The organism is Nitratireductor sp. J20-h4, from assembly GCF_056780505.1.
In genome coordinates, this window is record NZ_CM165557.1 from 678,684 (window position 1) to 698,142 (window position 19,459).

The 19,459-nt window shown below is 65.4% G+C and carries 23 protein-coding genes; 12 read left to right on the forward strand and 11 right to left on the reverse strand.

The genetic code is table 11. The annotated features are described in order from the left end of the window. Positions 1-9: 9 nt before the first annotated feature. The 3 genes from ACT2B0_RS03250 to ACT2B0_RS03260 are packed head-to-tail and all read right to left on the reverse strand — an operon-like array spanning position 10 to position 2,238. On the reverse strand, positions 10-555 hold the full coding sequence (locus ACT2B0_RS03250; protein ID WP_473461415.1) for a DUF2249 domain-containing protein: 546 nt from the start codon (positions 553-555) through the stop codon (positions 10-12). A gap of 16 nt (positions 556-571) precedes the next feature. Continuing rightward, on the reverse strand, positions 572-1,930 hold the full coding sequence (locus tag ACT2B0_RS03255) for a hypothetical protein (RefSeq protein WP_473461417.1): 1,359 nt from the start codon (positions 1,928-1,930) through the stop codon (positions 572-574). Positions 1,931-1,983: 53 nt separating this feature from the next. Next, on the reverse strand, positions 1,984-2,238 hold the full coding sequence (locus tag ACT2B0_RS03260; RefSeq protein ID WP_127596249.1) for a DUF2249 domain-containing protein: 255 nt from the start codon (positions 2,236-2,238) through the stop codon (positions 1,984-1,986). A 174-nt stretch (positions 2,239-2,412) separates the two neighbouring features. Between ACT2B0_RS03260 and ACT2B0_RS03265 the strand changes: the two genes are divergently transcribed. The 11 genes from ACT2B0_RS03265 to fdxA all read left to right on the forward strand — a co-directional run bounded on the left by ACT2B0_RS03265 (position 2,413) and on the right by fdxA (position 12,014). After that, entirely contained in the window at positions 2,413-2,886 is a 474-nt protein-coding gene (locus ACT2B0_RS03265; protein WP_473461420.1) for a hypothetical protein, read from the forward strand. A gap of 240 nt (positions 2,887-3,126) precedes the next feature. Continuing rightward, the gene (locus tag ACT2B0_RS03270) at positions 3,127-3,399 is read left to right on the forward strand and encodes a hypothetical protein (protein WP_473461421.1); all 273 of its coding nucleotides are present in this window, start codon (positions 3,127-3,129) and stop codon (positions 3,397-3,399) included. Positions 3,400-3,573: 174 nt separating this feature from the next. After that, positions 3,574-4,773 (forward strand): ABC transporter substrate-binding protein, encoded by a 1,200-nt coding sequence (locus ACT2B0_RS03275; protein WP_473461424.1) that lies wholly within the window; start codon positions 3,574-3,576, stop codon positions 4,771-4,773. Between the two features lie 198 nt (positions 4,774-4,971). Next, the gene (locus tag ACT2B0_RS03280) at positions 4,972-5,838 is read left to right on the forward strand and encodes a branched-chain amino acid ABC transporter permease (protein WP_473461426.1); all 867 of its coding nucleotides are present in this window, start codon (positions 4,972-4,974) and stop codon (positions 5,836-5,838) included. Further along, entirely contained in the window at positions 5,835-6,836 is a 1,002-nt protein-coding gene (locus ACT2B0_RS03285) for a branched-chain amino acid ABC transporter permease (RefSeq protein WP_473461429.1), read from the forward strand. Before ACT2B0_RS03280 ends, ACT2B0_RS03285 begins: the two co-directional genes overlap by 4 nt. Then, positions 6,833-7,555: an ATP-binding cassette domain-containing protein gene (locus ACT2B0_RS03290; protein ID WP_473461431.1), complete on the forward strand. Its 723-nt coding sequence runs from the start codon at positions 6,833-6,835 to the stop codon at positions 7,553-7,555. Before ACT2B0_RS03285 ends, ACT2B0_RS03290 begins: the two co-directional genes overlap by 4 nt. Next, positions 7,548-8,267 carry an ATP-binding cassette domain-containing protein gene (locus ACT2B0_RS03295; RefSeq protein ID WP_473461434.1) on the forward strand — a complete coding sequence of 240 codons (720 nt, stop codon included), beginning with the start codon at positions 7,548-7,550 and terminating at the stop codon, positions 8,265-8,267. The genes ACT2B0_RS03290 and ACT2B0_RS03295 overlap by 8 nt, the downstream gene beginning before the upstream one ends. Positions 8,268-8,285: 18 nt before the next feature. Further along, positions 8,286-9,803 carry an amidase gene (locus ACT2B0_RS03300; protein ID WP_473461436.1) on the forward strand — a complete coding sequence of 506 codons (1,518 nt, stop codon included), beginning with the start codon at positions 8,286-8,288 and terminating at the stop codon, positions 9,801-9,803. Between the two features lie 141 nt (positions 9,804-9,944). Then, positions 9,945-10,778 (forward strand): helix-turn-helix domain-containing protein, encoded by an 834-nt coding sequence (locus ACT2B0_RS03305; protein WP_473461439.1) that lies wholly within the window; start codon positions 9,945-9,947, stop codon positions 10,776-10,778. A 249-nt stretch (positions 10,779-11,027) separates the two neighbouring features. Beyond that, positions 11,028-11,504 carry an RrF2 family transcriptional regulator gene (locus ACT2B0_RS03310; RefSeq protein ID WP_348506186.1) on the forward strand — a complete coding sequence of 159 codons (477 nt, stop codon included), beginning with the start codon at positions 11,028-11,030 and terminating at the stop codon, positions 11,502-11,504. 171 nt (positions 11,505-11,675) lie between these two features. Then, entirely contained in the window at positions 11,676-12,014 is a 339-nt protein-coding gene (gene fdxA, locus ACT2B0_RS03315) for a ferredoxin FdxA (RefSeq protein ID WP_348506185.1), read from the forward strand. A 98-nt stretch (positions 12,015-12,112) separates the two neighbouring features. Here fdxA and ACT2B0_RS03320 read toward each other — a convergent pair whose 3' ends face one another. The 6 genes from ACT2B0_RS03320 to ccoN are packed head-to-tail and all read right to left on the reverse strand — an operon-like array spanning position 12,113 to position 16,629. Next, positions 12,113-12,946 carry a DUF2189 domain-containing protein gene (locus ACT2B0_RS03320; protein ID WP_473461441.1) on the reverse strand — a complete coding sequence of 278 codons (834 nt, stop codon included), beginning with the start codon at positions 12,944-12,946 and terminating at the stop codon, positions 12,113-12,115. Positions 12,947-12,980: 34 nt separating this feature from the next. Further along, positions 12,981-13,196 carry a hypothetical protein gene (locus ACT2B0_RS03325; protein WP_473461444.1) on the reverse strand — a complete coding sequence of 72 codons (216 nt, stop codon included), beginning with the start codon at positions 13,194-13,196 and terminating at the stop codon, positions 12,981-12,983. Next, positions 13,193-14,068 carry a cytochrome-c oxidase, cbb3-type subunit III gene (gene ccoP / locus ACT2B0_RS03330; protein ID WP_473461446.1) on the reverse strand — a complete coding sequence of 292 codons (876 nt, stop codon included), beginning with the start codon at positions 14,066-14,068 and terminating at the stop codon, positions 13,193-13,195. Before ccoP ends, ACT2B0_RS03325 begins: the two co-directional genes overlap by 4 nt. Next, positions 14,059-14,229 carry a cbb3-type cytochrome c oxidase subunit 3 gene (locus ACT2B0_RS03335; RefSeq protein WP_473465754.1) on the reverse strand — a complete coding sequence of 57 codons (171 nt, stop codon included), beginning with the start codon at positions 14,227-14,229 and terminating at the stop codon, positions 14,059-14,061. Before ACT2B0_RS03335 ends, ccoP begins: the two co-directional genes overlap by 10 nt. Continuing rightward, the gene (gene ccoO, locus ACT2B0_RS03340; RefSeq protein ID WP_473461449.1) at positions 14,229-14,966 is read right to left on the reverse strand and encodes a cytochrome-c oxidase, cbb3-type subunit II; all 738 of its coding nucleotides are present in this window, start codon (positions 14,964-14,966) and stop codon (positions 14,229-14,231) included. The genes ACT2B0_RS03335 and ccoO overlap by 1 nt, the downstream gene beginning before the upstream one ends. Before the next feature lie 4 nt (positions 14,967-14,970). Further along, a complete protein-coding gene (ccoN, locus tag ACT2B0_RS03345; RefSeq protein WP_473461451.1) occupies positions 14,971-16,629 on the reverse strand; it encodes a cytochrome-c oxidase, cbb3-type subunit I in 1,659 nt (552 codons plus the stop codon). Positions 16,630-16,890: 261 nt separating this feature from the next. On the opposite strand from ccoN, the gene ACT2B0_RS03350 reads away from it, so the two are divergent. Next, positions 16,891-18,117 (forward strand): NAD-dependent epimerase/dehydratase family protein, encoded by a 1,227-nt coding sequence (locus ACT2B0_RS03350; protein WP_473461453.1) that lies wholly within the window; start codon positions 16,891-16,893, stop codon positions 18,115-18,117. Here the strand turns inward: ACT2B0_RS03350 and ACT2B0_RS03355 are convergent. Together ACT2B0_RS03355 and ACT2B0_RS03360 are read right to left on the reverse strand one after the other, a co-directional pair. Further along, entirely contained in the window at positions 17,998-18,684 is a 687-nt protein-coding gene (locus ACT2B0_RS03355) for a dienelactone hydrolase family protein (RefSeq protein WP_473461456.1), read from the reverse strand. The two genes, ACT2B0_RS03350 and ACT2B0_RS03355, sit on opposite strands and share 120 nt — an antisense overlap. 49 nt (positions 18,685-18,733) lie before the next feature. Then, positions 18,734-19,456, reverse strand: a complete 723-nt coding sequence (locus ACT2B0_RS03360; protein WP_127596295.1) for an isochorismatase family protein — start codon at positions 19,454-19,456, stop codon at positions 18,734-18,736. Positions 19,457-19,459: the final 3 nt, after the last annotated feature.

The following is a 19,459-nucleotide window of genomic DNA, read 5'->3' on the forward strand; positions in this document are numbered from 1 at the left end:
GCGCGCGCGTCAGGCCTTGTCGCCAGTTTCTCCGACACGCACGGTGATCTTGTAGGTTTCGCCGTCGGGCTCGAAGCCGCCACGCCAGGCATGGCCGCGCTTTTCGAGTTCGGGCAGCAGGAACATCGGCTCGCGGCAAAGCAGCGCCGACAGGACCTCGCCGGGACGCATTTCTTCGATGGCGGCGAGGATGCGCACCATCGGTTCGGGCGGTTCCAATTCGCGATTGTCCATCTCCTGGACGGGAGCAGGCCAGTCGGAGGCGCCAGCGGCTGACGAGGTGGCGGGCGCCGGGGTGGTTGCGGGTGCCGTCTCGGCGGGAATGTCCGCCCGGCTGAACAGCACCTCCCAGTCGCCGCCGCCGATTTCCCGTGCTGCGTAACCGAAACCTTGCCGGCCCAGTACCTGGAACAGCGGGATCGGCTTGAAGGTGGCGTACAGGCGTAGCCCCTGGTCGGGCGTCAGCGCGGCGACCGCCTCCATGATCTTTTCGAAAGGCTCGCCGCCGTTGCGAAGGATCGGGCGGACGTCGAGATCGAGATAGTCCTGAGTCATCGCAATGTCTCCCTTCTTATGGGCTTGGGTGGGGTACTGACATGAGCAGATGTGGGCGCTGGGCACCGGCGGGCAGCCGGATTGCGGCGGATACGTCGGCCAGCCGGCGCGCGCGTATCAGTTCTGCGGCGATGGCCAGCGTTGCCAGGGTCATGGCGCCGGCCGACAGCCGGAAAGCGAGCACGTGGGCCGCCAGCAGCGCCACCGTCGCGCTTGCGACCGCCAGATAATAAAGCAGGAACCAGGTGCGCGCGCGCGCCTCCACGACCAGATCCTGCACGCGCGGGGTCGCCGCCCTGCCGAGGGCCGGACCGTAACATTCGAGCCAGGTCAGGAATGCGACGATCTTGTAGAGTTTGGCCAGCCCGAGCCCGGTGAGCCATCCGAAGGCGATAAGGAAAACCAGCGCGCCGACCTGCTCGCTCAAACGGCCGAGGCCGATCAGCGTCACCGCCAGTGCCGCCGCAGCCGCAAGCCCGACGAAGGCGAAGACGGCCATCTGGCTGTTCAGCTCGATGATGCGGCGCTTGCGGGCGCGGTAAAGATGGACGATATCGGCGCCGTAGAGCACCAGCCCGACGACACCGAGGACCCCGCCGCCGATCAGCGCAGGCAAGAGCGCGGCGTCGAAACTAAGCGCGGCAACCCCGCCCGGAACGGTGAGCGCCAGGGCGGCCGTGCCGGTCCAGAATACCGCCCGGGTGCGGGCCCCATCGAGTTCGGGCGCCAGCATGAACATCGCCAGCAGGCGGTAGCTGACGCCGATCGCGGCCAGGGTCAGCCAGCCGCCGAGGCCGGCAACCACATGCAGCGGCAGTCCCGCGCCGGCGACGGCGAGCAGCGGCTGCGAAAGCAGGTCCGTCGTCAGGGCGAAGCTGAACAGCGTGCCGAGCGTCACGGTGGCGGCGAGAAACAACAAGGCGACCGCAACGAACCGCGCCGGAAGCGGCAGCGGCCGCGCCGCCCACAGCGTGCGACCGAGATCGTAGAGCGCGAGCGCGAAGCCGCCCGCCAGCAATATGGCGGCCAGGGGCAGGAGCGGCCAAGCGGCATCGAGCGTGCCGGCGAGTTGGAGAAAGGCGGCAAGCAGCGCGCCGAGGCCCGCCGCAAGCATAACCAGCGCCGGCAGCGGCAATGTGTTGCTGTGCAACGGGCGCGCAATCAGCACCGGAACGAACTGGAACAGCGCGCCGCACAGCAAAAGGCTGAGCCAGCCGATCGCGACGACATGTACCACGACCAGCGTTTCGGGCGCGCGCAGCGGCGCCGAGGGAAAACCGTATCCGGCGGTCATCAGCACCTCGCCGGCCAGCAGCGCGACGAGCGCGACGGCGAAATAGGACATCGTCCAGCGTGACAGCGTGACACCGAGCATGGTCGTTTCCCTGGGCCGTGACGCCGGCGGTGCCGGCGCCGCGGCGAGGCCGGTCAGGCGGCCTCGGCGTGTTTGCCGATCTCCACACGCCAGACCTGCGGGCCCTGTTCGACATAATCCCACGAGAACTGGCCGGGATACTCGGCCTCGAGCTGATAATAGAGCGGCTTTGGATCGTGATCGTTGACGAGCACGAACGACGTCCCCGGCTTCAGCGCGTCGACAAGCTGGAAGATCTTGGCATGCCGGTCGGCCGGCACGAGGCTGCGTACGTCGACGACATCCGCGCTCTGGGCTGTATCGCTCATTAGAGGTCTCCTTGGCTTGGACGGTTTCGGGCGGGGCGGCGATGCCGGCCACGTGTGAAGTGTCGATCTTATAAGATACATTGTCAATATATCTTTTATCGGCTACATACGCTCCGGGCAACGGCACCGCCGCGCCTTGCCGGCACGCCGTATAACCAGCACGGGGAGAGACTGATGACCGTGGGTTTTGCCGAGATCACGCCTGCCGCCCCGGCCCGGCCGCGTCCCCGGCAGGTCGTGACCGAGGGCAGGCTGGTCCTGCCGATCGGCACGGCGGCGTCCGAGGCCGGTAAGCTCGACCCGGCCGCCATGGCGGGCATCGCCACCAGTGCTTTCCGCGCCCACGGGCATATCTGCAACGTGATGACCCATATTTCCGGCGGACGCTGGGACCGTGTCGAGGACGCGCTGCGGCTGATCCTCGATCCGCGCGCCGGCCGGGCGGACCTCACGCCCTTGGCCGAAAACATCGTCGAGCTGCTTAGCGCCGATGCCGGCGTCACCGGTCGTATCGTGAAACCCTATTTCGAAACGCTGATGGCGCGGCTTCTGCCGGCGGACGCGGCCGCGACCCTATGCGCTCACCTCGCCTGCCTTTCGGTGGAAGCGGGCGCGCGCACCGGCCCGGTCGGGCGCTGCGGCAGATGAGCGGTGCGAAGGGCAGGCGGCATCGCGTCAAGTCCGCGCTGACGCGGTGTGGCGGGGCGATCATGGCCGGTTTTGCCGCGTGCGGCCCGCGTGCCGGGCGCCGGCCGCGGCGCTGCGAATGTCCGCCCGGCCGCTGCGAGCGGCTTCATGTCTTGGCCAATGTCGGCCAGTGGGGCGATCTCGCGCCGCTGATCGCGGCGGCGGACCTCTATCGGACAAGGGATTGAGCCGGAGGAGGCGATGACGGAAGCGGTTGACGGCCGGCTTTTCATGTCGGCGAACGGGATCAAGCAGGCGCTGGGGCCGGATGATCCGGTGCTGCGCGCCCGGTACGAGAGCCTGGTCCGCGACGACTACGAACGCGCGCACCCGCATGATTCCTTCGACGACCTGAAACGGCGCGCACGGTTTTCCAAGGAGGATCAGGGGCTGTTACGCGATTGGATGGACGTTGCGGCGGCCAGGGCAGGGAGACGGCCGCGGGATGATGTCGCACTGCCGCGGCAATCGTAGCGGCCCGGTAACGCAACTCGGGATCGCCACGTATTCCAGACGCCGTCCGCCGAAAAACGTGGCTCCAAATAGCCGCCAATGTCAGAAATTGTCATACGATTGTCGAATTTCGCCATGGCCCGGCGTGGCGGCTTGGTCTTTTTTCCCGCCGGTTACGGGAAGGAGATGATCGCAATGGTCGTAAACCGCAGAACTATCCTGAAAAATTCAATCGGTGCGACGACGCTTCTGTCGGCGCCTTTCCTGATGAAAACCGCCGCCCTCGGCTCCGATCCGATCCGCGTCGGCGTTCTGCTCGATCTGTCCGGCCCGTTGGAAGTGCTGGGACGACCCAAGGTCAATTGCGTTCAGCTCGCCGCCGAAACCCTGAACGCCGGCGGCGGCGTTCTCGGGCGCGAGCTCGAGCTCAAGATCTACGACACCCAGTCCGACAACCAGCTTTATGCGCAATATGCCCAGCAATCGGCCCTGCGCGACCGTGTCGCGGTGGTGCATGGCGGCATCACCAGTGCTGCGCGCGAGATCGTCCGTCCGATCCTCAGCCGGGCGCAGACGCTCTATTTCTACAACATGATTTACGAAGGCGGTCTGTGCGACCGCAACACCTTCGTGACGGGCCCGACGCCGCCGCAGCTTCTGGCCAAGCTCATTCCCTACATGATCGAGAAGTTCGGCCCCAGGATTTACACCGTCGCGGCCGACTATAATTTCGGCCATGATTCCGCGGCCTCGGCCGCTAGCATCGCCGCGCAGCACGGTGGCGAGATCGTCGGCGAGGAGTTCTTCCCGCTCGATGCCAACGATTTCTCCGCCACCATCGGTCGCATCCAGCAGGCCAAGGCGGACAGCGTCTTCAACATCTTCATCAGCCCGCCGCAGGAAGCGTTTTACGGACAGTGGGCCGCTGCCGGCCTGTCGGGAAAGATCGGGCTTGCCGGTCACGCTTTCGGCGATTCCGGAGAGGTGCGACGGCTTCCGGCCAACGTCGTCGAGGGCATCACCGTCGCCAAGAACTATCTCGACGAGATCGACACGCCGGCCAACGCCGCGTTCCGCGCCAGATACAAGGAACGCTTCCCCGACGAGGCGGTCATCGGCACGCTTGGTCCCACCGACTATCAGGGCATGATGCTGTGGGCCGCCGGCGTCGAAAAGGCGGGAGACACTGCGCGCGAGAAGGTTGTCGAAGCGCTGGAGGCGGGCCTGTCGGTCGACGGTCCGAGCGGCGCGGTCACGGTCGATCCCGCGACCCATCATTGCATTCTCGACGTCTATCTCGCCGAGGTCCGGGACGGTCGCTTCGCCATCCAGGAACACTGGGCCGCGCAGCGACCGGTCGAAAACGACGACAGCTGCAACCTGACCGCCGGCTAGCGTCGAAACCGGTAAACCGAACCGCGGCATCGGGTCCGTTTACCAGCGGCGCCGGTGATGCGATACGAGCGCTGCCGACCGAGCCGATTCTGGTTCGACAAACGATGAGCCGCGGGGCGCGGGAGGGCTTTGCCCGACCGCTCTCGCCGGCATGGCCGGCCGTCATGCCAGCCGGCCGTCTCATCCGGGGATTCTTTCATGGATATCATTGCACTATCCGGCATCAACATCGTCTATGCGGTCGCCAGCCTCTTCTTGTTGGCAGCCGGCTTGTCGATCATTTTCGGAATGATGGGGGTCATCAATCTCGCGCATGGCGAGTTCCTGATGCTCGGCGGCTTCGCCTTCGTGATCTCCGTGAATGCAGGAATTGATTTCTGGATCAGCATGTTCGTCGTCGCGCCGCTGGTCGTCATGGCAATCGGCATGGTGATGGAGCGACTGATCGTGCGCCATCTCTATGGACGCACGGTGGAGACGATTCTGGCGACCTGGGGCGTCAGCCTGCTGCTGATCGGCGTGACCTCGGTGACGCTGGGCTATCAGCAGCTCGGCGTAAGCGCGCCGCTCGGCAGCGTCGAGATCGGCGACTATCGAATTGGCGGCTACACCTTCTTCATCATCGGGCTGGCATTTGCCGTCCTCGCCTTCCTGTACGCGATCCTGCGCTGGTCGTCCTTCGGCCTCAAGGCGCGCGGCACGATGCAGAGCGCAAGCACCGCCGCGACGCTGGGGGTCAATGTCGGTTATGTCTATTCGGCGACGTTTGGCCTGGGTGCGGCCATCTCCGGCCTGGCCGGCGCTGCCTTCGCGCCGATCGCCGGCGTCACGCCGGTCTCCGGGCTGACCTATATCGGCAAGGCCTTCATCACCGTGATCGCCGGCGGGCCGCTGCCCTTGATTGGCACCTCCACGGCCTCGCTGCTGCTCGGCTTCATCAACGCGGCGGTCACCGCGATATCGACGCCCGTTCTGGGCGAAATCGCCCTTCTGGCCGCCGCCATCCTGCTCCTGCGCCTGCTTCCGGCCGGCATCACCGGCAGATTCTTCAGAGGTGGCCTGTGAAAACCGAACTGACCAGCCCGGCCTTCATCGCCGCGCTCGTGATCGGCGGCGCGATCGTCTTCGCGGCTCCGTTGTTTCTGGAAACCTACGACCTGTTCAATTTCACCGTCTTCGCGATCATGGCGATGCTGGCCATCAGCCTCAATTTCGTCTGGGGCATCGGCGGGATTCTCAGCCTCGGTCAGGCGCTGTTCTTCGGCCTGGGCGGCTACGCCTATGCGATCACGGCGATAAATCTCGGCAGCGGCTGGGGCCTGCTGGCCGCGATCGCCGTGCCGTGCCTGTTCGCGCTGATCGTGGGTTACGTGGCATTCTACGGTCGGATCAGCGACGTCTATTTCGGTGTCGTGTCGCTGACGATTTCGTTGATCCTCTACAATTTCGTCAACAGCACCTCCGACGCTTTCTATACGATCGGCGCCGCCCGGCTCGGCGGTTATAACGGCATTCCCTCGGTGCCGCCGATCCAGGCGCCTTGGGTGGCCCAGCCGCTCGGCTTCGAAGCCATGTACATGCTGTGCGCGCTGACGGCGCTGGTATTTTATCTCGGCGTGCGCCTGTTCGTCAGTGCGCCTTTCGGGCGCGTCATCGTCGCCGTGCGCGAAAACGACCTGCGCGCGGAGCTGCTCGGCTACGATCCGCGCTACCACCGACTGGTCGTGTTTGCGATCGGCGCGGCGATGTCGGGCCTGGCCGGCGCGTTTTTCGCCGCCTGGGGCGCCTTCATCGGCCCCGAAACCTTCTCCGTATCCTTCGCAGCCCAGGCCATCATCTGGGTCCTGTTCGGCGGTCTCGGGACCTTGATCGGACCGGTGGTGGGAGCGTTGTCGGTGTCCTGGTTCACGACCTGGCTCGGCGAGGTGCGACTGCTCGATCCCAACATCGCGCTCGGCCTGTTGTTCATCATATCGGTGCTGCTCGTTCCCAACGGCATGGTCCCGGCCTTGCGCAGGGTTCTGGAACGGCTGCGGATCGTGAAGCAAAGGGCTGACACATGATTGTCGAAACCAGCGATCTGTGGCGGACATTCGGCGGCGTGGCGGCTGTCGCCGGTGTCAATTTCAGGCTCGAACCTGGTGAATTGCGCTGCCTGATCGGCTCCAACGGCGCCGGAAAGAGCACATTCTTCAAATTGCTGACCGGCCAGTTGCGGCCGTCCAAGGGCCACATTTCCATCCTCGGCAGGCAAACGACGACCAGTCAGCCCTTCGAGATTTCGCGCCTCGGCGTCGGCATCAAGACCCAGGTTCCCAACCTGTTCGAGGGCCTCAGCGTACGCGAAAATCTTCATCTCGCCGCGCGGCGCACCCATGCCGGCAAGGCGGCGCGCCCGGCCGCCGAGGCGATGCTGGAGGATATCGAGCTTGCCGATCGTGCCGGCGTGCCCGTTCGGGAGCTGTCGCACGGCCAGCGCCAGTGGGTCGAACTCGGCATGGTGCTGGTGTCGGAGCCGAAACTGGTGCTGCTGGACGAGCCGGCGGCGGGCATGACCCAGGCCGAGGTCGAGCGCACCGCGATGCTGCTGCAGCGCATGCGCAAGGACCGCGCCTTCATCATCGTCGAGCACGACATGCATTTCGTTCGCAACATCGCCGAGCGCGTCACCGTGTTTCACCGCGGCCGCATCCTTGTCGAGGACACGATGGAAGCGGTGACGAGCAACGCCGAGGTGCGCAACGCCTATCTCGGGCAGAAATTCGGCAAGGATCATGATTGAGCAATCGCTGTTCGCTGTCTCTGAGCTGCGCGCCGGTTACGGAAGGGTCCCGGTTCTGGACGGCGTCACGTTTTCGGCCCGCCAGGCTCAGATCGTCGGACTGCTTGGCCCGAACGGAATGGGCAAGACCACGCTCTTGAAAACCCTGATCGGCGTCCTGCCGTTGAGCGGCGGATCGATACTGTTCGACGGTGTAGAGCTCCGCGCCAAGCCGGCCCATGAGCGCGCCCGGCTCGGCATTGGTTACGTCCCCCAGGGGCGCGAGATCTTCGCCGGGTTGACGGTGCGCGAAAACATCGCCTTCGGTGCGGCCTCCTTCGGCCGCGCCCGCCGGGCGGTGATCGACCGGGCGGTGGCGGATTTCCCAGTCCTGGAGCGGCTTTTGGACCGAAAGGGCGGTGCGCTGAGCGGCGGCGAGCAGCAGATCCTGGCGCTCGCCCGCGCGCTCGCCGGCGATCCCAGGGTGCTTTTGCTCGACGAGCCGACCGAAGGCGTGGCGCCCGCGATCGTCGAGGACATCGAACGCCAGCTCATCAAGCTGGCGCGCGAGCGCAGCCTGGCCGTGGTCGTGGTCGAACAGGACGTCGATTTCCTGGCGACCGTGTCCGACCGGATTCTGCAGATGCAGAAGGGACGGATCGTGCGCGAGGTGCCGGTGGCCGAACTGGCCGAAACCGATATTTTCGCGCCCGTTTCGCAAACCAATTCCTGACAAGTGATGGTGGCATCGATGTTTGAAAATCCCGACATTTCCGCACTTGAGGACGCGGCCGAACGGCTCGGCCTGTCGCCCAAGGCCGGATATCTCGACAAGGTAAGCGCCATCGTCGAGCCGCTGTCGGCCGGTTATGCCGATCTCGACCTGTTGCCGGACCTCCTGCCCGCTGTCGCCTATCCCCGGCGCGGCGGCGAGCGGCCCGCCGCCGAGGACAATCAGTTCGGCGCCTGGTACGTCAGGACCGACATCGCCGGCGCCGCCGAAGGCCCGCTGGCCGGTCGGCGCGTTGCCATCAAGGACAGCATCTATGTCGCCGGCGTGCCGATGATGCACGGCTCGAGCCTGTTCGAGGGCTTCGTGCCCGACATGGACGCCACCGTCGTCACGCGAATTCTCGACGCCGGCGGCGTGATCGCCGGCAAGGCGGTATGCGAGAACTATTGCGTCTCCGGCGGCAGCCATACCAGCTCGACCGGCCCCGTCATCAATCCGCGCTGTCCCGGCCATTCGGCCGGCGGCTCGTCATCCGGCAGCGCGGCGCTGGTCGCGGCCGGCGAGGTCGACATGGCGATCGGCGGCGATCAGGCTGGCTCGATCCGTATCCCCTCGGCCTATTGCGGCACCTACGGTATGAAACCGACCTTCGGCCTCGTCCCCTATACGGGCATGATGTCGCTGGAACAGACCATCGACCACGCCGGCCCGATCACCGGCAATGTCCGCGACAACGCCCTGTTGCTGCAGGCGATTGCGGGTGACGATGGCCTGGACGCGCGCCAGCGCGACGTCAAGGTCAAGGACTATGCGCGCGAGATCGGCAAGGACCTTTCCGGCCTGCGCATCGGCGTCGTGCAAGAGGGGTTCGGGCACCCGAATTCGCAGGCCGATGTCGATGCGTCCGTGCGCGCGGCCGCCCAGACGCTGGCCGCGCTGGGAGCGGAAGTCTCGCAGATCAGCATTCCCATGCACACGCATGCCTTCGGCATCTGGGCAGCGCTCGCGCATGACGGGGGCTACTGGATGATGATGGAAACCAACGGCATGGGGGTCGGCTTGCAGGCCCCCGTGGCGACCGATCTGCCCCGCTTCGGGTCGCAATGGCGGCGCGCGGGCGACGACATGTCCGATCCGCTCAAGATCATGGCGCTTTTCGGCGCCTATTCGACCGAACGTTATCTGGGCCACTATTACGCCAAGGCCCAGCGCGTGCGCCGGCGCCTGAAAGCGGCCTATGACGAGGCCCTGCAAAGCTGCGACCTGCTCGTCATGCCGACCCTTCCGGTGACCGCGACCCCGTTGCCGGAAACGCTGTCCGACCCGGTGGAGGTCACCGACAGGTCGTGGGAGATGATCCGCAACACATCTGCCTTCAACGTGTCGGGCCATCCGGCCATGAGCGTGCCGTGCGGGCTGTCGGAGGGGCGTCCGATCGGGATGATGCTGATCGCCGCTCACTGGAACGAGCCGACGATCTATCGCGCCGCGGCCGCGTTCGAGGCGGCCGTCGACTGGCAGAAGGAAGCGGCGTGACCGGGTTTTGCGTCTCGTGCCTCGAACCGCCCGCACAGGGCGGTCTTCCGGCCTGAGTCGGGCGTCGGCGTTCGCGTAGGCCGCCGCCGGCGCAGCAAAGGGGGTGCGCGCATTAATCCGCTTCGACCGAGCCGTGAGGTTTTGGATCGACTGCAATATCTGCAGGTCGAGCGGATTTCCACGCGTATTAGAAAATACAACTGGGAGCTTTTCCCGCACCGCCATTCCGACCTGTTCCAGATCGCCATCGTGCATTCGGGAACTGGTCGGGTGAATTTCGACATCGAAAGCCGGACGTTGCGGCCACACATGGCGGTGCTGCTGCCTAACGGCGTCATGCACAATTTCGAACTGTCGGCAAATGCCGACATCGATCTGATGACCGTCGATGCCGACTATTTTCAGTTCAATGTGAGGCAGGTCGTGGAGGCAGCGGCCGAAGCCTGCTTTGTTCATCCCGACAGTGTCGCCTTCGACCCGCAAGGCGTCGAATGGCCGGCGCTGCGTTCGTCTTTCGACAATGCCGAAGCCCATCAGAACGTCGCGAGATCGCGCACGCGCAACGCGCTTCTGGCCGCCAATCTGGTCGCCATCATTTCGATCCTGTCCGACCAGCTGTCGCATGCGCATCTGCCGGAGGAGAAGGCCGGCCATGTCGGCCTTTATCTGCGCTTTCGCGACCTGGTGGAGGCGAGCTATGCAAGCCGTCAGACCATTGCCGACTATGCCGCGAGACTGGCCGTCACCGAGCAGAGTCTGTACCGGGCCTGCAAGGCCGTTTCGGGCGTCAGCCCCTCCAAGCTGGTGCAGCAGCGTCTGGTTCTGGAGGCGCAGCGATTGCTGCTTTACTCGGACATGACGGTGTCGGAGATCGCTTATGCGCTCGGCTTCACCGAACCCTCCGCCTTCAGCCGGTATTTTAGCGAGCGAACCGGACAGAGCCCGGTCAAGTTCCGCGCCCGGCGCTTGGGCTGAACCGGCTTTGGCGCGGACGCGCCGGGTCGGTGGCGCGCAACGGTGTTGGACTTTGATATAAGAGTCATCTAGCATAGATGATATTTGCGGGGTTGGAAAAAGTCCGATGGTGCTCGCTATCGTTCGCCGTGCCGTCTGTCCGGCTTGCCAGGATTTTTCGATCGGGCGACAACAGGCTTGGACCTTGTCATATCGAGACGTCGCGCGCGGCTGGCGCGTCGACGCCGCTCCCGAACCAGGTAGAAAACCATGCGGTTGACGACATTTTCCGACTATGCGCTTCGCGTGCTGATGTATGCGGGCGCGGCCGAGGGCCGGTTGATCACCATCGAGGAGACGGCGCGCGTCTACGACATTTCGCGGGCGCATCTGATGAAGGTCGTCAACATTCTCACCAAGACCGGATATCTCAGAGGCGTGCGCGGACGGTCCGGCGGGTTCACGTTGGCGCTGCCGCCGGCGGAGATCAATCTGGGCGCGGTGGTGCGGGCGACCGAGCCCGATTTCGCCCTGGTGGAGTGTTTTGCCACCGGCAATCAGTGCGTCATCACCGGGTGTTGCCGCCTGCCCAATGTCCTGAACGAGGCGCTGACCTCCTTCGTCAAGACGCTCGATCGCTACACGCTCGCCGACATTATGCTTGAGGAGCGCGACTTCAGCGTGCCGCCGCCGCCGGCCGACGAGACCCGGGGGCCGGATTTCGCTGCGGCCGCGCTGCGCGGCTGATCGCGCCGCGCAGCCGGGGTCGCGGTCAGCGCAGCGGCGCTGTCGCCGTTCCGCCTAAGTCGTCATCCGACCGCGTCATCCAAACGGGGGGCATCTTTCGTCGACAAGGCTTGAGATAAAAGATACATTCTATATATATCTTTTATCGGGAAATTCGGACGGAGATTTGGCATGACGCATGTGGTGACTGACAATTGCATCAAGTGCAAGTTCACCGATTGCGTGGAGGTCTGTCCGGTCGACTGCTTCTACGAAGGCGAGAACATGCTCGTCATCCATCCCGACGAATGCATCGATTGCGGCGTGTGCGTGCCCGAATGTCCGGCCGAGGCGATTTTTCCCGACAGCGACCCGGCGGCCGAGCCGCAATGGTTGCGGCTGAACCGCGACTATGCCGACCAATGGCCCAACATCACCCGCGGCAAGGCGCCGATGCCCGACGCCGACGCGCTCAACGGCGTGCCCGGCAAGCTGGCCGATTTCAGTGCCAAGCCCGGCGAGGGGGATTAGAGCGTTTTCAGGTGAAGCGGAAGCCAGTTGGCCGTTCCGAAACGCGTCAAAACAAGTAGTTAGAGCCGGTCTGCGAATCCGCGAAGAGCAGAACGGCTCTAGGAATCCGCGCCGTCGAGGCGTTCGATGGCGATGTCGGCGGCCGGGTCCTGGCGCATCGTGCGGAAGGCGTGCCAGGTCGCGTGGCCGAGCACCGGAAAGGCGACGATCAGACCCACAAGGCCGCTCGCCAGGCTCAGCGTCACCAGTACCATGACGATGCCGCCCCACACCACCATTACGGCGAGATTGTTCCACACGAGCGCCATGCTGGTGCCCATCGCGGTGAAGGAATCCGTGCTTTCATCCAGCAGCATCGGCAGCGAGAACACGCTGATCGCGAAGGAAAACGCAGCGAACAGCCCGCCCACCAGCGTCCCGACGATCAGCAGCGCCCAGCCGGCGGGCGTGAACACGAGCACCGGCAGGATGTCGGCGAAGCCCGAAAACGGCAAAAGCCCGAAAAACAAAGCGTAGAGGATGACGGCCGCGCGCATCCAAAGCAGCATCAACAGCATCAGCAGCACGCCTGTAAAAATCACCTGCCCGCCGGAGCGCGGCCTGACGAACAGCATCGCCGCCAGCCCGACCGGTTCGCCGCGCTGCAGGCGCCGGCTCTTTTCGTAAAGCCCGAGCGCGATCACCGGCCCGGTAAGCATGAAGCCGGCGAGCGCCGGAAACAGCACATAGTCGAGTCCGAGCCGGAACAGGCCGGCCACGATCGCGATCGAGACGACGAACACCGCCAGCCCGTAGGCGAGGCTGAGGCCGGTTCGATTGCGGAAATCCGCCCAGCCGGCTGCGAGCCAGCTAAACGCAACCGTCACCGGCAGGTTGCGGCTCCAGCCGAAATCGCGGCGCAGCGGCGGTGCGGTCGGTGGCAGTGTGATCATGGCCGTTTGCCCTTCCTGTCGCATTGCCCGATCGTCAGCAGGCCGATTTCGCGGCGCGATAGACGCCGGGCGCCGCGCCGGGGGAATTGACGTGGTCGACGCAGGCCGGCTGCGAGCGCACCGCGACGTAAACCAGGTGAACATTGGCGAGCGCCAGCCCCGCCAGACCTGTTGCGACCGCCATGCCGATCCAAAGACGCCGGCCGAGGCCTCGCCGGGTCGTGCGCAACCCGTTTGCCGCTATCGTCATTGCCGCGCTCCCAGATCGAGCACGTAAAGCGTGAGCAGCTTGCGCTGCACGGGGCTGAGCCGGGTTTCCCAGGACGGCATCTCGCCCTGGCGGCCGCGATCGACGCTGGCCAGGATCGAGCGCCGGTCGCCGCCATAGATCCAGAACCCGTCGGTCAGGTCCGGCGCGCCGACATCCTGGCTGCCGCGCCCGTCTTCGCCGTGGCATGCGGCGCAATTGTCGGAGAAGATCGTCGCGCCGGCCGCTACGCCCGTCTTCTCGGCCGGGGTGAGTGGCGTGTGGGACAACGAGCGCACGTAACTGACCACGTCCGACAACGCCTGACGCTCCAGAATGCCGTCGCGGCCGAAGGCAAGCATCTGGCTGAGGCGGCTTTCGGGATGGCCGGTATTGATTCCGACGCGGATCGTCTCCGCCACCGACTGCGCGTCGCCGCCCCACAGCCAGGCCGTGTCGACGAGGCTCGGATAGCCCGGCCCGCCATCGCCCACGACGCCGTGGCATACGCCGCAATTGTCGGCAAACAGCGTCCGTCCGCTCTCGCGCGCAAGCCGCATCAAGGCCGGGTCGGCAAGGATCGCCTCGACGGGTTTGGTCTCGATTTCCGCCATCCAGTCGGCGCGCGCCGCCGCCGCGGTGGCCATATCGTCGGCCACGCGCGCACGCTGGTCGACGCCGAGCAGGCCGCGCGTATAGGTCGCGCCCAGCGGCCAGGCCGGCATCAGCACCCACCATAGCAACGCGAATAAGAACGTGGACAGAAGGAACAGCCAGATTATCTTCGGCACCGGGCGATTGAGCTCGGTGATGCCGTTCCATTCATGGCCGGTGGTCAGATAGCCCGTGTGGGCGTCGCGTTCTTCTACCGCCACGGTCCCTCCTCGTCCTTCAGGACGCTTTTTGCGGCGCGGTCGAATTTCTTGCCGTTGGAAGGCCACAAGGCATAGACGCCGACGCCGATCGACAACGTGATCAGGTAGAACAGGCCATAGGATTTGGAGAGGCCGACCAGCGTGTCGTGGCTGATGTCGATCATGGCGTGGTCTCCGTGGCGGCGGTCTGTGTTTTGGCCGCGTCGGTCAGCCTGCCGAGGATCTGAAGATAGGCCACCAACGCGTCCATTTCGGTGAGGCGACCCGGGTCGCCGTCGAAGGCGCGCAGAGTGGTGGCCGCGCCGTAGCGCTCGCTCACCCCCGTGGCGCCAGCGCCGTCGGGAGTGGCCTGATTGAGAGCGTCGGCGGCCGCGTTGTCGATCATCGCATCGGTATAGGGCACGCCGACCCGCCGCAGCGCCCGCAGCTGATCTGCAAGGTCGTCGGTCCTGAGATCGGTGTCGAGCAGCCACGTATAGGCCGGCATCACCGATTCAGGCACCACCGCGCGCGGATCGTCGAGATGCGCCACATGCCACTGGTCGGAATATTTGCCGCCGACGCGCGCCAGGTCCGGTCCGGTGCGTTTCGAGCCCCAGAGCATCGGGTGGTCGTATTGGGATTCGGCCGCCAGCGAGTAGGGACCATAGCGGTCGACCTCGTCCTGCAGCGTGCGGATCATCTGCGAGTGGCAGGCATAACAGCCCTCACGGATATAGATGTTGCGCCCGGCGAGTTCGAGCGGGGTGTAGACGCGCATGTCGGGCGCCGCCTCGACTGTTTCGTCGATGGTGAACAAAGGTGCGATCTCGACCAGCCCGCCAATGCTCGCCACGGCGATGATCGCCAGGGCGAAGCCGATGCTGTGGCGCTCGAGCCGGTAGTGGGTCTTGAACATGGGTCTACTCCGCCGGCTCGGCTGCCGGTGCGACGGACGCTCCGGTGACGGGCCGGTCGGTAAAGCGCTCGCGCGGCGCGCTGGCGGAAGACCGGATCGTCATCCAGATGTTGTAGGAACCGACCATTGCTCCGAGTAGGAACAGCAGTCCGCCGACGGCGCGGGCGACGTAATAGGGATGCATGGCCACCAGCGAATCGATGAAGGAGTAGGCGAGCGTCCCGCTCTCATTATAGGTGCGCCACATCAGGCCCTGGATGATGCCCGAATTCCACATCGCGAACACGTAGATGACGGTGCCGGCCAGCGCGAGCCAGAAGTGAAGCTCCACCAGGCCGGGCGAATACATCCGCTCGCGCTTCCAAAGCAGCGGCACCAGCGAATAGATCGCGCCGAAGGTGATCAACGCGACCCAGCCGAGCGCGCCGGCATGGACGTGGCCGACGGTCCAGTCGGTGTAGTGCGACAGCGCGTTCACGGGACGGATCGCCATGAACGAGCCCTCGAAGGTCGACAGACCGTAAAACACCGCCGCCACCATCATGAAGCGCAGCGTGGCGTCGTCGCGTACCTTGTGCCAGGCCCCGTTGAGGGTCAAAAGCGCGTTGCCCGCCGACGACCAGGATGGCACCAGAAGCATGACGGAAAAGGTCATGCCCAGCGTCTGTACCCAGTGGGGCAGGGCGGTGTGGTGCAGGTGGTGGGACCCCGCCCACATGTAGAAGAAGGTGATGCCCCAGAAGCTGATGATCGACAGCCGGTAGGAAAAGATCGGCCGGCCGGCCCGCGTCGGCAGGTAATAATACATCATGCCCAGGAAACCGGCGGTCAGGAAGAAGGCGACGGCGTTGTGGCCGTACCACCATTGCGTCATCGCGTCCTGGACGCCTGAAAACACCGGAAAGCTCTTGGCGCCGCCGAGCGAGGCCGGGACGGCGAGATTGTTGACGATGTGCAGCACCGCCACGACCAGGATGAAGGCCAGGTAATACCAGTTGGCGACATAGATGTGCGGCTCCTGGCGCCGCGCCAGCGTGCGCAGGTAAAGCACCAGATAGGTCACCCACACGATCACCAGCCAGATATCGGCATACCATTCCGGCTCGGCATATTCCTTCGACTGGGTGATGCCGATCAGGTAGCCGCTGACCGCCAGCAGGCAAAACAGGTTGTAGCCGACAAGCACGAACCAGGGCGAAAGCTGGTCGGGCATGCGCGCCCGCGACGTGCGCTGCATGACGTGGAAGGAGGTGGCGATCAGCGCATTGCCGCCGAAGCCGAAGATGACCCCGGTGGTGTGCACCGGCCGCAGCCGCCCGAAACTCGCCCAGGCCTGGTCGAACGTCGCCTCGGGATAGGCGAGCAGCGTCGCCACCCACACGCCGACGAACATGCCGACCACCGCCCAGGCCATGGCGATCACAAGTCCCGCCTTGATCGGCTCGTCGTAATAGCGCGAAAGCCGGTCGGCGGCGGGCTCGGGTCCGTAATAGCCGCGCGCGACCACGGCCGCGCAGCCCAGCCCGTAGACGAGGATCAGAAAGCCGTGCACACCGAGCGGATCGTGCCGTCCGGCCGCCGCCAGCGCCAGGCCGGCAAGCGCGACCAGCGCCGAAAGCAGGAGCGCGACCTGGCGCTCGGTTGTGGTCAATGTCGACACCATGCCGTTCTGTTCGCTCGCGCTCGCCGTTGCGGGATCGGGGTGACGACCTCAAGACGCGTGCGGCGCCCTTCCGGTCGACTTTCTATAATATATATTTCTCGTATATCTTATGAGTGGCGGCGACGAAAGGGTACGTTTTGTCGCTGCCATAGCGGCGTGCTGAGACACCGCGTCGCGCAAGCCGCGGCGCGCAAAACTGCGCGTTGCGCCCTATATGGTGCCGGACGCTGCCCGGTGCCGGGCAGGACGAAAGGACCGCCAATGCCTGGAAAGGCTTTTCGCTACGACACGGCCGCGCCGGTGCTGGTGACGGGGGCGACGGGTTATGTCGCCGGCTGGCTGACCAAACGGCTGCTTGCCGAGGGCTTTACCGTCCACGCCGCCGTGCGCGATCCGGACAACGCCGAAAAGCTCGCCCATTTGCGCGCGCTCGAGCGCGACCTGCCCGGCAGGCTGAAATTCTTCCGGGCCGACCTGCTCAAGGACTGCAGCTACGCCGAGGCCATGCAAACCTGCCGGGTCGTCTTCCACACCGCATCGCCTTTCGCTTCGGTGGTCAACGACCCGCAGCGCGATCTGGTCGATCCGGCCTTGAACGGCACCCGCAACGTCTTGTCCTCGGCCAATCGGACGGAGACGGTCGAGCGCGTGGTGCTAACGAGTTCGTGCGCGGCGATCTTCGGCGACGTCGCCGATGTCGCGCTGGCGCCGGACGGCATCCTGACCGAAGACGTCTGGAACACGTCTTCCAACCTCGACCATCAGCCCTACAACTATTCCAAGACGCTGGCCGAGCGCGAGGCCTGGCGGATCGCGGGGAGCCAGGCGCGCTGGCGGCTGGTCGCCATCAATCCGGGCCTGGTGATCGGTCCGGCGCTGTCCAGCGCGCCGACCTCCGAATCCTTCAACATTGTGCGCCAGCTCGGCGACGGCTCGGTGAAGGCGGGCGTTCCGCGCTACGAGATCGGCATGGTCGACGTTCGCGACGTGGCCGAGGCGCATCTACGCGCCGGCTTCCTGCAAAAGGTCGAGGGTCGGCACATCGTCTATGCCGAGGTGCTGAGCCTGATTGCGATGAGTCGCATCCTGCGGCGGCATTTCGGCGACGCCTGGCCGTTTCCCCGCCGCGTGCTGCCGAAATGGCTGGTCTGGCTCGTCGGGCCGATCGTCAACCCGATGCTCGACCGCGCCATGGTCGCCCGCAACATGGGCTATTCATGGCGCGCCGACAATTCCAAGTCGAGACGTGCGCTCGGCCTTCACTACCGCCCGCTGGCCCCGGCGCTGGTGGCGATGTTTCAGCAGATGGTCGCGGCCGGCCTGGTTCCGCCCGGCTCGACAGCGGGCGGCCCCGGCCTCGCGCCGGCCTCAGGCGATGCCGCGCAGGAAGGTGAGGCTGCGCGCGAACGCCCGCTGAGCGGCGGGCGCGTCATGCGAGGGGCGGCGCCAGTTGTTGAAACCGTGCCCGGCGCCCTCGTAACAGAATAGCTCGGCGCCGGCCGGCAATTGCCGGCCGAGCGCGGCGGTCGCCTCCGGCGGCGTTGCCGGATCCTCCGCGCCGAAATGCAGCATGACCGGGCATTTGACGTTGCCGGCGATGCCGAGCTTTTCGATCCCGACACCGTAATAGCCGACCGCGCCGTCGAGGCCGGGCCGGGTCGCCGCCGCCACGGCGAGCTTGCCGCCGAGGCAATAGCCGATCGTGAAGACACGCCTTGCGCCGTGTGCGCGCAAATGGTCGGCGCAGGCGAGCGTGTCGTCGATCGCCGCCTCCAGATCGAATGCGGCCAGCATGGCGCGCGCGCGGTCGAGATCGGCGCCGTCGTAGCCGAACTGCACGCCCGGCGCGCTGCGCCAGAACAGGTCGGGCACGATGACGGCGAAACCCGCGTCGGCCCACTGGTCGGCGAGTTCGCGGATATGCAGGTTGGTGCCGAAAATCTCCTGCAGCAGCACGATGCCGGCGCTCACCTCGCCTTCAGGCCAGGTGAGGTAGCTCCCGAAGCTGCCGTGTGGAGCCTCGATCGCGATATCGGTGCCGCGCGGCGGTTTCATCGTGGCGGTTTCCTCTCGTCCGGTCGTCCGGCGCGCGGTATGGCGCTGCTCAGTCGGTTTCTGTCTTACGCGGCGTCAGGCCTTCAAGATAGGCCGCCACCTCGTCGACCGGGATGACGTCGGCATATTTGCAGTTGAGATCGAACAGGCTCATCGCGTGACTGGCCTCGAACCGGTCGAAGGCGGTTTCTTCCGGGATGATCGTCTTGAAGTTGAACGAATAGGCGTCGACGGCGGTCGCCCGCAGACAGCCCGACGAGGTACAGCCGGTCAAGATCAGCGTGTCGACGTCGAGAAAGTTCAAATGGCTCATGAACATCGTGCCGAAAAAGGCCGAGGGCTTGCGCTTGCCAATCAATATGTCCTGCGGACGCGGCGCCAGCGGCGCCACGGTTTGCGTTGCGTGTGTCCCTTCCGTCGAGGTCTTTTCCGTGCCGCGATGGTTCTTGCCGACCTGAACGCCGCTGTCGACCATGTCCGGGCGCCGCTCCGACTGCGTATAGAAGATCGGGATGTTCTTGGCGCGCGCCAGATGCATCAGCCGCTCGGTATGCGGCACGGTCTTCCAGCCGGCCTCGCCGCAATGGGTGCGGTATTTCTTCACGCCATCGGCGTGGCTTTCGCCCGGCGCGTCGCCGCAGAAATTATACTGTACGTCGATGATGAACAGCGCCGGCCGCTTGCCGAAGCCGCCGCGCTTGCCGTAGCCGGCGAGCTGGTAGATTGCCTTGTCGTGCTCGGTCAGAAACCGATCCCAGATACGTTCTGCCATGGT

Excerpts from the sequence above, each read along its gene's own strand:
- ACT2B0_RS03295 (WP_473461434.1), top strand. The coding sequence starts at position 7,548 with ATGATTGAGCAATCGCTGTTCGCTGTCTCTGAGCTGCGCGCCGGTTAC.
- ACT2B0_RS03350 (WP_473461453.1), top strand. The coding sequence starts at position 16,891 with ATGCCTGGAAAGGCTTTTCGCTACGACACGGCCGCGCCGGTGCTGGTG.
- fdxA (WP_348506185.1), top strand. The coding sequence starts at position 11,676 with ATGACGCATGTGGTGACTGACAATTGCATCAAGTGCAAGTTCACCGAT.
- ACT2B0_RS03360 (WP_127596295.1), bottom strand. The coding sequence starts at position 19,456 with ATGGCAGAACGTATCTGGGATCGGTTTCTGACCGAGCACGACAAGGCA.
- ACT2B0_RS03355 (WP_473461456.1), bottom strand. The coding sequence starts at position 18,684 with ATGAAACCGCCGCGCGGCACCGATATCGCGATCGAGGCTCCACACGGC.
- ACT2B0_RS03250 (WP_473461415.1), bottom strand. The coding sequence starts at position 555 with ATGACTCAGGACTATCTCGATCTCGACGTCCGCCCGATCCTTCGCAAC.
- ACT2B0_RS03325 (WP_473461444.1), bottom strand. The coding sequence starts at position 13,196 with ATGACGATAGCGGCAAACGGGTTGCGCACGACCCGGCGAGGCCTCGGC.
- ACT2B0_RS03290 (WP_473461431.1), top strand. The coding sequence starts at position 6,833 with ATGATTGTCGAAACCAGCGATCTGTGGCGGACATTCGGCGGCGTGGCG.
- ACT2B0_RS03265 (WP_473461420.1), top strand. The coding sequence starts at position 2,413 with ATGACCGTGGGTTTTGCCGAGATCACGCCTGCCGCCCCGGCCCGGCCG.
- ccoN (WP_473461451.1), bottom strand. The coding sequence starts at position 16,629 with ATGGTGTCGACATTGACCACAACCGAGCGCCAGGTCGCGCTCCTGCTT.
- ACT2B0_RS03270 (WP_473461421.1), top strand. The coding sequence starts at position 3,127 with ATGACGGAAGCGGTTGACGGCCGGCTTTTCATGTCGGCGAACGGGATC.
- ACT2B0_RS03310 (WP_348506186.1), top strand. The coding sequence starts at position 11,028 with ATGCGGTTGACGACATTTTCCGACTATGCGCTTCGCGTGCTGATGTAT.
- ACT2B0_RS03260 (WP_127596249.1), bottom strand. The coding sequence starts at position 2,238 with ATGAGCGATACAGCCCAGAGCGCGGATGTCGTCGACGTACGCAGCCTC.
- ACT2B0_RS03255 (WP_473461417.1), bottom strand. The coding sequence starts at position 1,930 with ATGCTCGGTGTCACGCTGTCACGCTGGACGATGTCCTATTTCGCCGTC.
- ACT2B0_RS03275 (WP_473461424.1), top strand. The coding sequence starts at position 3,574 with ATGGTCGTAAACCGCAGAACTATCCTGAAAAATTCAATCGGTGCGACG.
- ACT2B0_RS03320 (WP_473461441.1), bottom strand. The coding sequence starts at position 12,946 with ATGATCACACTGCCACCGACCGCACCGCCGCTGCGCCGCGATTTCGGC.
- ACT2B0_RS03300 (WP_473461436.1), top strand. The coding sequence starts at position 8,286 with ATGTTTGAAAATCCCGACATTTCCGCACTTGAGGACGCGGCCGAACGG.
- ccoO (WP_473461449.1), bottom strand. The coding sequence starts at position 14,966 with ATGTTCAAGACCCACTACCGGCTCGAGCGCCACAGCATCGGCTTCGCC.
- ACT2B0_RS03280 (WP_473461426.1), top strand. The coding sequence starts at position 4,972 with ATGGATATCATTGCACTATCCGGCATCAACATCGTCTATGCGGTCGCC.